Source organism: Klebsiella sp. 2019SCSN059 (assembly GCF_021739525.1).
Lineage (GTDB): Bacteria > Pseudomonadota > Gammaproteobacteria > Enterobacterales > Enterobacteriaceae > Klebsiella > Klebsiella quasipneumoniae.
In genome coordinates this window covers 42,544-55,080 of the sequence record NZ_JAKKOM010000013.1, presented here as the reverse complement: position 1 = coordinate 55,080, position 12,537 = coordinate 42,544, and the positions used below count along the sequence as shown (strand labels likewise).

Sequence of the window (12,537 nt, the reverse complement as noted above, 5' to 3'; positions counted from 1 at the left end):
TAAGCTATGGAAGGGAAAGTGTGAAGCAGATAACAATGCTCTGCGCCCGTTATTAAGGGAGGGCGCAGAGCAAAGAGAATTATTGATGAGATGTATTATTGTGCTTTTACGGTGGCGGCGGCTTTCTGTTTAAACAGATAACCCACGCCCAGCACTGCGATCCATACCGGGATCAGCCAAACGGAAATCGCCATCCCCGGGGTCATCAGCATAATGATCAGCACCGCGGCCATAAACAACAGGCACACCCAGTTACCCAGCGGGTAGAAGAGGGCGGGGAAGCGGGTGGTGACGCCCTGCTGCTGTTTGGCGCGACGGAATTTGATATGCGCGAGGCTGATCATCGCCCAGTTGATCACCAGGGCGGAGACCACCAGCGCCATCAGCAGGCCAAATGCGGATTCCGGCGCCAGGTAGTTGATCAGCACACACAGGGCGGTGACCACGGCGGAGACGAGAATGGTATTGACCGGCACGCCGCGTTTGTCGACGCTGAGCAGCGCTTTCGGCGCGTTCCCCTGCTGGGCAAGGCCGAACAGCATACGGCTGTTGCAGTAGACGCAGCTGTTATACACCGACAGGGCCGCCGTCAGCACCACCACGTTGAGGGCGTTTGCCACCAGCGTATCGCCAAGCTCATGGAAAATCAGGACGAACGGGCTGGTGTCCGCGGTCACGCGCGTCCACGGCAGCAGCGAGAGCAGGACCGCCAGCGAACCAACATAGAAGATCAGAATACGGTAGATAACCTGGTTGGTGGCTTTCGGAATGCTTTGCTCCGGGTTATCCGCTTCCGCCGCGGTGATACCCACCAGCTCGAGACCGCCGAAGGAGAACATAATGATCGCCATCATCATCACCAGCCCGGTAAAGCCGTGCGGCAGGAACCCGCCTTGATCCCACAGGTTACGTACCGTCGCCTGCGGGCCGCCGTTGCCGCTGAACAGCAGCCAGCCGCCGAACAAAATCATCGCCACGACGGCGACCACTTTGATAATGGCAAACCAGAACTCCATTTCACCGAACACTTTCACGTTGGTCAGGTTAATGGCGTTGATGGCGATGAAGAAAACCGCCGCTGAGGCCCAGGTCGGGATTTCCGGCCACCAGAACTGGATATATTTGCCGACGGCGGTCAGTTCCGCCATGGCTACCAGGACATACAGCACCCAGTAGTTCCAGCCGGAGGCGAAGCCGGCAAAGCCGCCCCAGTATTTATAAGCAAAGTGGCTAAACGAACCGGCTACCGGCTCTTCCACCACCATTTCGCCCAGCTGACGCATGATCAGAAAGGCGATAAAACCGGCAATCGCATAACCAAGAATGATACCCGGGCCGGCGGACTGAATGACGGACGCGCTCCCCAGAAACAGGCCGGTGCCGATAGCCCCGCCCAGCGCGATGAGCTGGATATGGCGGTTTTTGAGGCCGCGCTTCAGCCGATCGCCGTGCTGTTGACCTTCCATATGAAACCTCGTGTGTGGTTATTTTTTGTGTACGTCATCCGTCAGGTTGCTGCTTCACTGCTGTCCCTGCCAGAAAGCATAGCCAGCGAAAATTTGGGCGAAGTGGCCCACTTTTTACCTGAGTGATGGCGCGCACATATTGTTGTGTTTGTGTATTTTTGGACTTCCGTTTCTGTATTGTTTTGTTTACGGAAGGCGATGCAGTAATTCAGAAAAAGGCCTTTCGTCTCAGGGAGAATAGTGGTAAGCGCGTTTGAATGCACCTGCTTTATGAAGGGATGATGACCATGTGTTTAAAAAGACATCAATAGACACATTCAGTATTATTCCGACGCATTGTTCTCATTTGGTTATTTATTCGTATTTACTGCCTTTATATTCACTTATCTGGTCGTTGAATCGGTTCAGATAGCGTAATTTTTCGTTTCCATTAAGTTAATGCTACCTCTTTATGAGTAAACGTAACATTTGTGCAAGGTTACATTTCTGAAATGTTATTTCTGTAAGGTTGTTAAAATGTCCGTGGTTTACTGATTTCAATCAAAACCTGTATGGACAGAAGGTGAATACTTTGTTACTTTAGCGCTACGAACTTTAAATTGGTAAGACCAATTGACTCCGGGCTAATGGCAGAGACAGGGAATATGGCCTACAGCAAAATCCGCCAACCAAAATTATCCGATGTGATAGAGCAGCAGCTGGAGTTTCTGATCCTTGAGGGGACTTTGCGCCCCGGTGAAAAACTCCCGCCTGAACGCGAACTGGCCAAACAGTTCGACGTTTCCCGCCCCTCGCTGCGTGAGGCGATTCAACGCCTCGAAGCCAAGGGCCTGTTGCTTCGTCGTCAGGGAGGTGGAACGTTTGTACAGAGCCGCCTGTGGCAGAGCTTCAGCGATCCGCTGGTCGAGCTGCTGTCCGATCACCCTGAATCCCAATTCGATCTGCTTGAGACCCGTCACGCGCTGGAAGGCATTGCGGCTTATTACGCGGCGCTGCGCAGCAATGATGAAGATCGCGACCGTATCCGCGAGCTACATCAGGCTATTGAGCGGGCTCAGCAGTCGGGCGATCTGGACGCCGAGTCCGGCGCCGTCGTCCAGTATCAAATCGCCGTCACCGAGGCGGCACACAATGTGGTTTTGCTCCATCTGCTAAGGTGTATGGAGCCGATGCTGGCGCAAAACGTGCGTCAGAACTTTGAATTGCTGTATGCCCGCCGGGAAATGCTCCCGTTGGTCAGCAACCATCGCACTCGCATTTTCGAGGCGATAATGGCCGGGGAGCCGGAGCAGGCGCGTGAGGCGTCGCACCGTCACCTGGCGTTCATTGAGGAAATTTTGCTGGACCGTAGCCGTGAGCAGAGTCGTAGAGAACGCTCGCTGCGTCGTTTACAGCAACGAAAGGACGAGAACTCCGGTTCTTAAGCGCCATTTTTAGAGCGCGGCAACTAAACGCAGAACCTGTCTTATTGAATTTTTGGTTGTTCAAAGGTGAAGAACGAAGAGTTCAATGGGACAGGTTCCAGATTAATCAACGATTAGATAGATAAGGAATACCCCCCATGTCAGAACGTTTACCAAATGACGTGGATCCGATCGAAACTCGCGACTGGCTACAGGCGATCGAATCGGTCATCCGTGAAGAAGGTGTTGAGCGCGCTCAGTATCTTATTGACCAACTCCTTTCTGAAGCCCGCAAAGGCGGGGTGAAAGTGGCTGCTGGCGCATCGACCGGCGGTTACGTAAACACTATTGCCGTTGAAGATGAACCGGAATATCCGGGTAATCTGGATCTGGAACGTCGTATCCGTTCTGCGATCCGCTGGAACGCCATCATGACCGTTCTGCGCGCATCGAAAAAAGATCTCGAACTGGGCGGCCACATGGCTTCTTTCCAGTCTTCCGCAACCTTCTACGAAGTGTGCTTCAACCACTTCTTCCGCGCACGCAATGAGCAGGATGGCGGCGACCTGGTGTACTTCCAGGGTCACATCTCTCCGGGCGTTTATGCGCGTGCTTTCCTGGAAGGTCGTCTGACTGAAGAGCAGATGAACAACTTCCGTCAGGAAGTTCACGGTAAAGGTCTGTCCTCTTATCCGCACCCGAAACTGATGCCGGAATTCTGGCAGTTCCCGACCGTTTCTATGGGCCTGGGCCCAATCGGGGCGATTTATCAGGCTAAATTCCTGAAATATCTGGAACACCGTGGTCTGAAAGACACCTCCAAACAAACCGTTTACGCGTTCCTGGGCGACGGTGAGATGGACGAGCCGGAATCTAAAGGCGCGATCACCATCGCGACCCGTGAGAAGCTGGACAACCTGGTCTTCGTTATCAACTGTAACCTGCAGCGTCTTGATGGCCCGGTCACCGGTAACGGCAAAATCATTAACGAACTGGAAGGCATCTTCGCGGGCGCTGGCTGGAACGTTATCAAGGTTATCTGGGGCGGTCGTTGGGATGAGCTGCTGCGTAAAGACACCAGCGGTAAGCTGATTCAGCTGATGGAAGAAACCGTTGACGGTGACTACCAGACCTTCAAATCCAAAGACGGCGCTTATGTGCGCGAGCACTTCTTCGGTAAATATCCGGAGACCGCCGCGCTGGTTGCCGACTGGACTGACGAGCAGATTTGGGCTCTGAACCGCGGCGGCCACGATCCGAAGAAAGTTTACGCTGCACTGAAGAAAGCGCAGGAAACCAAAGGCAAAGCGACCGTCATCCTCGCCCATACCATCAAAGGTTACGGCATGGGTGATACTGCTGAAGGTAAGAACATCGCTCACCAGGTTAAGAAAATGAACATGGACGGCGTTCGCTACGTCCGCGATCGTTTCAACGTGCCGGTTGCCGATGCCGATCTGGAAAAACTGCCGTACGTAACCTTCCCGGAAGGTTCCGAAGAGCACACCTATCTGCACGCTCAGCGTCAGAAACTGCACGGCTATCTGCCGAGCCGTCAGCCGAACTTCACTGAGAAGCTGGAGCTGCCGACGCTGGAAGATTTCCGTCCGCTGCTGGAAGAGCAGAATAAAGAGATCTCTACCACTATCGCGTTCGTTCGTGCCCTGAACGTGATGCTGAAGAACAAATCCATCAAAGACCGCCTCGTGCCGATCATCGCCGACGAAGCGCGTACTTTCGGTATGGAAGGTCTGTTCCGTCAGATCGGTATCTACAGCCCGAACGGTCAGCAGTACACCCCGCAGGACCGTGAGCAGGTTGCTTACTACAAAGAAGACGAAAAAGGCCAGATCCTGCAGGAAGGGATCAACGAGCTGGGCGCAGGCGCATCCTGGCTGGCTGCGGCGACCTCTTACAGCACCAACAACCTGCCGATGATCCCGTTCTACATCTACTACTCGATGTTCGGGTTCCAGCGTATCGGCGACCTGTGCTGGCAGGCAGGCGACCAGCAGGCTCGCGGCTTCCTGATCGGTGGTACTTCCGGTCGTACGACGCTGAACGGCGAAGGTCTGCAGCACGAAGATGGCCACAGCCATATTCAGTCTCTGACTATCCCGAACTGTATCTCTTACGATCCGTCCTACGCCTACGAAGTGGCGGTCATCATGCATGACGGCCTGGAGCGTATGTACGGTGAGAAACAAGAGAACGTTTACTACTACATCACGACCCTGAACGAAAACTACCACATGCCGGCGATGCCGGAAGGCGCCGAGGAAGGTATCCGTAAAGGTATCTACAAACTCGAAACCATCGAAGGTAGCAAAGGTAAAGTTCAGCTGCTGGGCTCCGGTTCTATCCTGCGTCACGTCCGTGAAGCAGCGCAGATCCTGGCGAAAGACTACGGCGTGGGCTCTGACGTGTACAGCGTCACCTCCTTCACCGAGCTGGCGCGTGATGGCCAGGATTGCGAACGCTGGAACATGCTGCACCCGCTGGAAACCCCGCGCGTGCCGTACATCGCTCAGGTGATGAACGACGCTCCGGCTGTGGCATCCACTGACTATATGAAACTGTTCGCCGAGCAGGTTCGTACTTACGTACCGGCTGACGATTACCGCGTACTGGGTACCGATGGCTTCGGTCGTTCCGACAGCCGTGAAAACCTGCGTCACCACTTCGAAGTTGATGCTTCCTATGTGGTCGTTGCAGCGCTGGGCGAACTGGCTAAACGTGGTGAAATCGATAAGAAAGTGGTCGCTGATGCTATCGCGAAATTCGACATCGATGCAGAAAAAGTTAACCCGCGTCTGGCGTAAGAGGTAAAAGAATAATGGCTATCGAAATCAAAGTACCGGACATCGGGGCTGATGAAGTTGAAATCACCGAGATCCTGGTCAAAGTTGGCGACAAAGTAGAAGCTGAACAGTCGCTGATCACCGTAGAAGGCGATAAAGCCTCTATGGAAGTCCCGTCTCCGCAGGCTGGCGTCGTGAAAGAGATTAAAGTCTCCGTCGGCGACAAAACCGAGACTGGCAAACTGATTATGATTTTCGATTCCGCCGAGGGTGCAGCAGCCGCTGCACCTGCGCAGGAAGAGAAGAAAGAAGCCGCTCCGGCCGCTGCTGCGCCAGCCGCCGCCGCGGCAGCGAAAGAAGTGCACGTCCCGGATATCGGCGGCGATGAAGTTGAAGTCACCGAGATCATGGTTAAAGTGGGCGATACCATCGCCGCTGAGCAATCCCTGATCACCGTAGAAGGCGATAAGGCCTCTATGGAAGTACCGGCGCCGTTCGCGGGTACCGTGAAAGAGATCAAAATCAACACCGGCGATAAAGTATCCACCGGCTCCCTGATCATGATCTTCGAAGTCGCGGGCGCTGCGCCTGCGGCCGCTCCGGCACAGGCTGCCGCTCCGGCTGCCGCGGCACCGGCTGCTGCTGCCGGCGCGAAAGACGTTAACGTCCCGGACATCGGCGGCGACGAAGTTGAAGTCACCGAAGTGATGGTGAAAGTCGGCGATAAAGTGGCTGCTGAGCAGTCCCTGATCACCGTCGAAGGCGACAAAGCGTCTATGGAAGTGCCGGCGCCGTTCGCGGGCACCGTCAAAGAGATCAAAATCAGCACCGGCGATAAAGTCAAAACCGGCTCCCTGATCATGGTCTTCGAAGTGGAAGGCGCTGCGCCTGCCGCCGCTCCGGCTCAGGCTGCTGCACCGGCACCGGCTGCTGCGCCGGCTCAGGCTGCTAAGCCTGCCGCGGCGCCGGCTGCGAAAGCAGAAGGCAAAACCGAATTCGCTGAAAACGATGCTTACGTTCACGCGACTCCGCTGATTCGCCGCCTGGCGCGCGAGTTCGGCGTTAACCTGGCGAAAGTGAAAGGCACCGGCCGTAAAGGTCGTATCCTGCGCGAAGACGTTCAGGCCTACGTGAAAGAAGCCGTTAAACGCGCTGAATCCGCACCGGCGGCTGCCGCTGGCGGCGGTATCCCGGGCATGCTGCCATGGCCGAAGGTTGACTTCAGCAAGTTCGGCGAAATCGAAGAAGTGGAGCTGGGCCGTATCCAGAAAATCTCTGGTGCTAACCTGAGCCGTAACTGGGTCATGATCCCCCACGTTACCCACTTCGATAAAACCGATATCACCGATCTGGAAGCGTTCCGTAAGCAGCAGAACGCCGAAGCTGAGAAGCGTAAACTGGACGTGAAATTCACCCCGGTTGTCTTCATCATGAAAGCTGTGGCCGCTGCGCTTGAGCAGATGCCGCGCTTCAACAGCTCGCTCTCCGAAGATGGTCAGCGCCTGACGCTGAAGAAATACATCAACATCGGTGTGGCGGTTGATACCCCGAACGGTCTGGTGGTTCCGGTCTTTAAAGACGTGAACAAGAAGAGCATCACCGAGCTGTCTCGCGAACTGACCACCATCTCGAAGAAAGCGCGCGATGGCAAACTGACGGCGGGCGAAATGCAGGGCGGTTGCTTCACCATCTCCAGCATCGGCGGCCTGGGTACGACCCACTTCGCGCCGATTGTTAACGCGCCGGAAGTGGCCATCCTCGGCGTGTCTAAGTCCGCGATGGAGCCGGTATGGAATGGTAAAGAGTTCGTGCCGCGTCTGATGCTGCCGATCTCTCTGTCCTTCGACCACCGCGTGATCGACGGTGCTGATGGTGCCCGCTTCATTACCATCATCAACAACACCCTGAGCGACATTCGCCGCCTGGTGATGTAATCGAAAAAGCCGGCCTGACGGCCGGCTTTTTTCTGATAACCTCAGGCTGTTTGGGATTATCAGCAACAAAGGACAAAATCGTTTGCCGTTTGTTGTTTAAAAATTGTTAACAATTTTGTAAAATACACGCGGATAGAACGTCCCGGTGGACTTGGGCGTAAGAATAATAGCGTCAGACCCGCCGGATATAAATTACAGAGGTCATGATGAGTACTGAAATCAAAACTCAGGTCGTGGTACTTGGGGCAGGTCCTGCAGGCTACTCTGCAGCTTTCCGTTGCGCTGATTTAGGTCTGGAAACCGTCATCGTAGAACGTTACAGCACCCTCGGTGGGGTGTGCCTGAACGTGGGTTGTATCCCTTCTAAAGCGCTGCTGCACGTGGCAAAAGTTATCGAAGAAGCGAAAGCGCTGGCCGAACACGGCATCGTTTTCGGCGAACCGAAAACTGATATTGACAAGATCCGCACCTGGAAAGAAAAAGTCATCACTCAGCTGACCGGTGGTCTGGCTGGCATGGCCAAAGGGCGTAAAGTGAAGGTGGTTAACGGTCTGGGTAAATTCACCGGCGCTAACACCCTGGAAGTGGAAGGCGAAAACGGCAAAACCGTGATCAACTTCGACAACGCCATCATCGCGGCGGGTTCCCGTCCGATTCAACTGCCATTTATCCCGCATGAAGATCCGCGCGTATGGGACTCCACCGACGCCCTGGAGCTGAAATCCGTACCGAAACGCATGCTGGTCATGGGCGGCGGTATCATCGGTCTGGAAATGGGTACCGTATACCATGCGCTGGGTTCAGAGATTGACGTGGTTGAAATGTTCGACCAGGTTATCCCGGCGGCCGATAAAGACGTGGTGAAAGTCTTCACTAAACGCATCAGCAAGAAATTCAACCTGATGCTGGAAACCAAAGTGACTGCCGTTGAAGCGAAAGAAGACGGTATTTACGTTTCCATGGAAGGCAAAAAAGCGCCGGCGGAAGCACAGCGTTACGACGCCGTACTGGTGGCTATCGGTCGCGTACCGAACGGCAAAAACCTCGACGCAGGCAAAGCGGGCGTGGAAGTGGACGATCGTGGCTTCATCCGCGTTGACAAACAAATGCGCACCAACGTGCCGCACATCTTTGCTATCGGCGATATCGTCGGTCAGCCGATGCTGGCGCACAAAGGCGTACATGAAGGTCACGTTGCCGCAGAAGTTATCTCCGGCCTGAAACACTACTTCGATCCGAAAGTGATCCCGTCCATCGCCTACACCGAGCCAGAAGTGGCATGGGTCGGCCTGACTGAGAAAGAAGCGAAAGAGAAAGGCATCAGCTACGAAACCGCCACCTTCCCGTGGGCGGCTTCCGGCCGCGCTATCGCTTCCGACTGCGCAGACGGTATGACCAAACTGATCTTCGACAAAGAGACCCACCGTGTTATCGGCGGCGCGATTGTCGGCACCAACGGCGGCGAGCTGCTGGGTGAGATCGGCCTGGCTATCGAAATGGGCTGCGACGCTGAAGACATCGCGCTGACTATCCACGCTCACCCGACTCTGCACGAGTCTGTTGGCCTGGCGGCAGAAGTCTTCGAAGGCAGCATCACCGACCTGCCGAACGCCAAAGCGAAGAAAAAGTAACTTTTTCTTTCAGGCAAAAAGCATAAGCGGCTCCCGGAGCCGCTTTTTTTATGCCTGATGTTTAGAACTATGTCGCTATTCATAAACCGCTACACCTCATACATACTTTGTAAATAGTCACTCAGTAAACTTATAGGTAGTTAACGATATCGATGAGGTGTGTGATGAAACGCTTTTTAACCACTGCGCTGGTCGCAGCAACGTGCTTATCCGGTGTAGCCTGCGCGGCTGACGCCACGATTCCGTGGGCGGATAACAGCGGCGGCACGGAAACGACCCATATCGCGGCGATGGGCCAGGATCTGAATGCCCAGCATCAGCAGGTGACGAAGACCAGTGAAGGGGTATGGGCGGCGAATTCCGGCAGCATCAGCGCTGACGAAGCGGCATTGTCCAGTACGAAACCAGCCTTTGCCGGCGATCCGTCACTGATGCCCCACCAGGGCTAAGTGAATGAAAACGCCCGGTTGCGTATTCGTAACCGGGCGTTTTTTTATGGATTGACCACCTGCCAGCCGGCGTCAGCGTCGGGGGCAAAGCGCGTTATCGCCTGGGCCTTTGCCGCACTCTCTTCACCGAGATTGGCCTGATAAACCGTATCGTGCTGATCAATCATAAAGCTCATCACGCCGGTTTCCCCCCACGCCACCGGCCACGCCAGCAAGGCGACGCTCTGCTCATCTCTACCGGTGATAATGCGGAAGCGGTAGCCATGGTAGCCGCTGCCGGGTACCGTCGGGCTAAAGGCGGGCCCAAGCGGGCTTGGCGCTTCGCCCGGTGAGGTGGGCCAGTACAGACCATCTTTTTTGCCTTCGCTACTGATGATTTTCTGCGCCCAGCGGTGGTTCAGTTGATAGTAATCCTGCTGGGCGTCAACGTAGGCGTGCATGGCGGCTATCGCCGACAGTTCATTACGGCCAATAGCGCGGGTAAGGATCTCCTCTTCGCCAGCGGCCATATCAAAGCGCCAGCCCTGGGATGATTTAACGATGGGGACGGGCAGACGCCATGCTTCGCTACCAACGTCGAGCCAGGCGTTATCACCCTGCTGCACAATCACATGTTTCACCTGCCAGTCGCGCTGGAAGCGGTCGACGGCAGTGGGGTCGATCCCGTCGGGGGGTAAAAAATGCTGCCAGTTATCGCCAAGCACCTCGCTCAGCGCCGCGTCATTTTGCTGGCCGATCGCCTCGGCCAGCGCGCTCGCGGCCTGCTCGGGGGTGGCATATTGCTGCTGGGCGAAGGCGGCAAGCGGTGACAGCATTAACGTGAACAGGGCAATAGGTAATGGGTTTCTCATTCTGCTCATCCTCAGCGGCGGCGTAGTTCATGGTGTTCAGAAAGACGCTCTCTGGCGCCGTCGCGCTGCTCGCGGTTTACGCTGGAAAACTGACGACTCTGTCGTCCCCGTTCCTGCTGAGCTTGCCAGGAGGGGGCGCGGCTTTCGTTGCCGCTAAGGGCGCTGGCGCGCAGATGATTGACCGTCTGCTGGCGCTGGGCGGGCGTGGCGGAATGGAGTTGCTGCCGGCGCTGTTGCTGCTGCGGTGTAGCATTCTGCTCGTGGTTCTTAATGGTTTCCCTACGCTGCTGTTGCTGCGGCGTAGGGTTTTTCAACTGCGCTTTCGCCGCATCTCGACGCTGCTGGGTTGATGTCGGCGCGCTGTCGTAACCGCGGTAGTTGCTGCGCTGGGTGGCTTGTTTCAACTGCGCCGAGGCCGCCTGACGCTGGGCATCGCGCGAGGGGGTGTTTGCCGCCAGGTTGCCTGCCGTGGCGGTCGACGCGCTGCGCTGCTGAAGCTGGGTCATTGCCGCCTGGCGCTGCGCCTCACGATCGACCGGCGCATGCTGGGTCGCGCTCAGTCCGCCGGATACGTTGGTCTGATGAAAGCGCTGGGCGACGGTATTATCGGGGTATGGCACGTGACCGCGATAGGCGGGATTGTGCTGCCAGTTTACGTGGTCGCCCGGCAGGTTTTGTCCGGTAATGCGGTTAAAATTATTCACATTGATATTGATGTTATCGCCATTATGCGAGTAATCCCCGCGGTGGTAGTCGTCATCGTGATGGTGGTAGTCATCATCATCATCCCAGTCGATGCTGCTGAACAGCGCCCAGGTGGTCGCCACGCCCAGGCTGTAACCGAAGCCTTTGACGAAGCTATCGGTAAACTGCTCCCCGGGAGGGGGCGGCAGATAGACCGGAGGATAGGCGCTGTTCGGCCAGGTACCATAGACGGTGGAGGGGTTGTAGTTGGGAACATAGACCACCTGCGGGTCGGTCGGTTCTATTTTTATGACCTGGGTCGGCGCAGGCGCCGCCGCGGTAGTGCTTGACGTTGATACGGTGCTGCTTTTCGAAGTGGTGGCCGGCACAGGCGCCGATGCGGCGACAATCACTTTTTGCTGCGGCGTGGATTTCAGCGTCCCTGTCTCCTGGGCGATGGCACGCAGGCGCTGCACCGCGTCCATCACATCATGCGGCTGGGCCAAAAACGCATTACCCAGATTTTCCACCCAGGGCGGATTCTCGCCCATCATCGCCAGCAGGGCAGGGAAAGCGACAAGCGATTTGACGCTGGGATCCCACGGCTGGCTGGCAACTGCCTGAACGGCGGGATCCCCTTTCATGGTGGGGTTATCCTGGGACCACTGCACCGCCTGCATGACGTTGTCCGGGTAGGTGGAAGCCATCAGCACCTGCGACAGCAGACTGTCCGGGTAGAGCGCGATGGGGGCAACCCACTGGTCAATCTGCGCCTGGGTGTAGGTGGCGGCCACCGGCTCCGCGGCGGCGGGTGCGGCTGGCGTTGGCGCTGGCGCAGGCTGCGCCGTCGGCTGAGTGACCGTCTCTGGAGTACGGCTTTGCACATAGAGTGTTCCCGCCGCCGCGAGTAAGCCAGCGCTACAGAGCAGGGTGATAATATGGGGTTTGAACGGCAGTGACATAGAAGCTCCTGACCCAAAAAGTAACCCATCTCGCTAAAGTATCGGCGAAAACGGCGCGTTTGCTGAGTATAAGTAAGCGGTATGGCTTTTTATTGATGATTGTTGGGATCGGCCCATGGCGTTGTACGCGGAAAGGAATTTTTGTCGCGGGATTTGAACAGAAAGCCTGCAATATCCTGCCCTTAACGATTCAGCTAAATTTTAATGTTGCTTTTTTGTAAACAGATTAACACCTTTCAAAAATCCTGCTATGCTGCCGACGCGGTATCGGGCATTTACCCTACAAACTGCTGTCTCACAGGAGCGTGAAGAAAATCGCCCAGCCACTAAATCCTTCAAGATGCGTCAAGGCGGCA

Annotated in this window: 8 protein-coding genes; 5 read left to right on the top strand and 3 right to left on the bottom strand. The window is 55.9% G+C overall.

What is annotated here, in order from left to right; genetic code table 11:
- Positions 1–95 precede the first annotated feature (95 nt).
- Positions 96–1,466 (bottom strand): aromatic amino acid transporter AroP, encoded by a 1,371-nt coding sequence (gene aroP / locus L2I46_RS15180; protein WP_023291995.1) that lies wholly within the window; start codon positions 1,464–1,466, stop codon positions 96–98.
- Between the two features lie 644 nt (positions 1,467–2,110).
- Here aroP and pdhR point away from each other — a divergent pair.
- The 5 genes from pdhR to L2I46_RS15155 all read left to right on the top strand — a co-directional run bounded on the left by pdhR (position 2,111) and on the right by L2I46_RS15155 (position 9,684).
- Entirely contained in the window at positions 2,111–2,890 is a 780-nt protein-coding gene (pdhR, locus tag L2I46_RS15175) for a pyruvate dehydrogenase complex transcriptional repressor PdhR (protein ID WP_002888699.1), read from the top strand.
- 137 nt (positions 2,891–3,027) lie between these two features.
- A complete protein-coding gene (aceE, locus tag L2I46_RS15170; RefSeq protein WP_023291996.1) occupies positions 3,028–5,691 on the top strand; it encodes a pyruvate dehydrogenase (acetyl-transferring), homodimeric type in 2,664 nt (887 codons plus the stop codon).
- Positions 5,692–5,705: 14 nt separating this feature from the next.
- Positions 5,706–7,604 carry a pyruvate dehydrogenase complex dihydrolipoyllysine-residue acetyltransferase gene (aceF, locus tag L2I46_RS15165; protein WP_023291997.1) on the top strand — a complete coding sequence of 633 codons (1,899 nt, stop codon included), beginning with the start codon at positions 5,706–5,708 and terminating at the stop codon, positions 7,602–7,604.
- A gap of 206 nt (positions 7,605–7,810) precedes the next feature.
- A complete protein-coding gene (gene lpdA, locus L2I46_RS15160; protein WP_002888731.1) occupies positions 7,811–9,235 on the top strand; it encodes a dihydrolipoyl dehydrogenase in 1,425 nt (474 codons plus the stop codon).
- Positions 9,236–9,399: 164 nt separating this feature from the next.
- Positions 9,400–9,684 (top strand): hypothetical protein, encoded by a 285-nt coding sequence (locus L2I46_RS15155; RefSeq protein WP_023291998.1) that lies wholly within the window; start codon positions 9,400–9,402, stop codon positions 9,682–9,684.
- A gap of 44 nt (positions 9,685–9,728) precedes the next feature.
- Here L2I46_RS15155 and L2I46_RS15150 read toward each other — a convergent pair whose 3' ends face one another.
- Together L2I46_RS15150 and L2I46_RS15145 are read right to left on the bottom strand one after the other, a co-directional pair.
- On the bottom strand, positions 9,729–10,535 hold the full coding sequence (locus L2I46_RS15150; RefSeq protein ID WP_032453849.1) for a DUF2950 family protein: 807 nt from the start codon (positions 10,533–10,535) through the stop codon (positions 9,729–9,731).
- Between the two features lie 11 nt (positions 10,536–10,546).
- Complete coding sequence (locus L2I46_RS15145; protein ID WP_236947994.1) at positions 10,547–12,181, bottom strand: DUF3300 domain-containing protein; 1,635 nt, start codon at positions 12,179–12,181, stop codon at positions 10,547–10,549.
- Between the last annotated feature and the right edge of the window lie 356 nt (positions 12,182–12,537).

Excerpts from the sequence above, each read along its gene's own strand:
- aroP (WP_023291995.1), bottom strand. The coding sequence starts at position 1,466 with ATGGAAGGTCAACAGCACGGCGATCGGCTGAAGCGCGGCCTCAAAAAC.
- pdhR (WP_002888699.1), top strand. The coding sequence starts at position 2,111 with ATGGCCTACAGCAAAATCCGCCAACCAAAATTATCCGATGTGATAGAG.
- aceE (WP_023291996.1), top strand. The coding sequence starts at position 3,028 with ATGTCAGAACGTTTACCAAATGACGTGGATCCGATCGAAACTCGCGAC.
- aceF (WP_023291997.1), top strand. The coding sequence starts at position 5,706 with ATGGCTATCGAAATCAAAGTACCGGACATCGGGGCTGATGAAGTTGAA.
- lpdA (WP_002888731.1), top strand. The coding sequence starts at position 7,811 with ATGAGTACTGAAATCAAAACTCAGGTCGTGGTACTTGGGGCAGGTCCT.
- L2I46_RS15155 (WP_023291998.1), top strand. The coding sequence starts at position 9,400 with ATGAAACGCTTTTTAACCACTGCGCTGGTCGCAGCAACGTGCTTATCC.
- L2I46_RS15150 (WP_032453849.1), bottom strand. The coding sequence starts at position 10,535 with ATGAGAAACCCATTACCTATTGCCCTGTTCACGTTAATGCTGTCACCG.
- L2I46_RS15145 (WP_236947994.1), bottom strand. The coding sequence starts at position 12,181 with ATGTCACTGCCGTTCAAACCCCATATTATCACCCTGCTCTGTAGCGCT.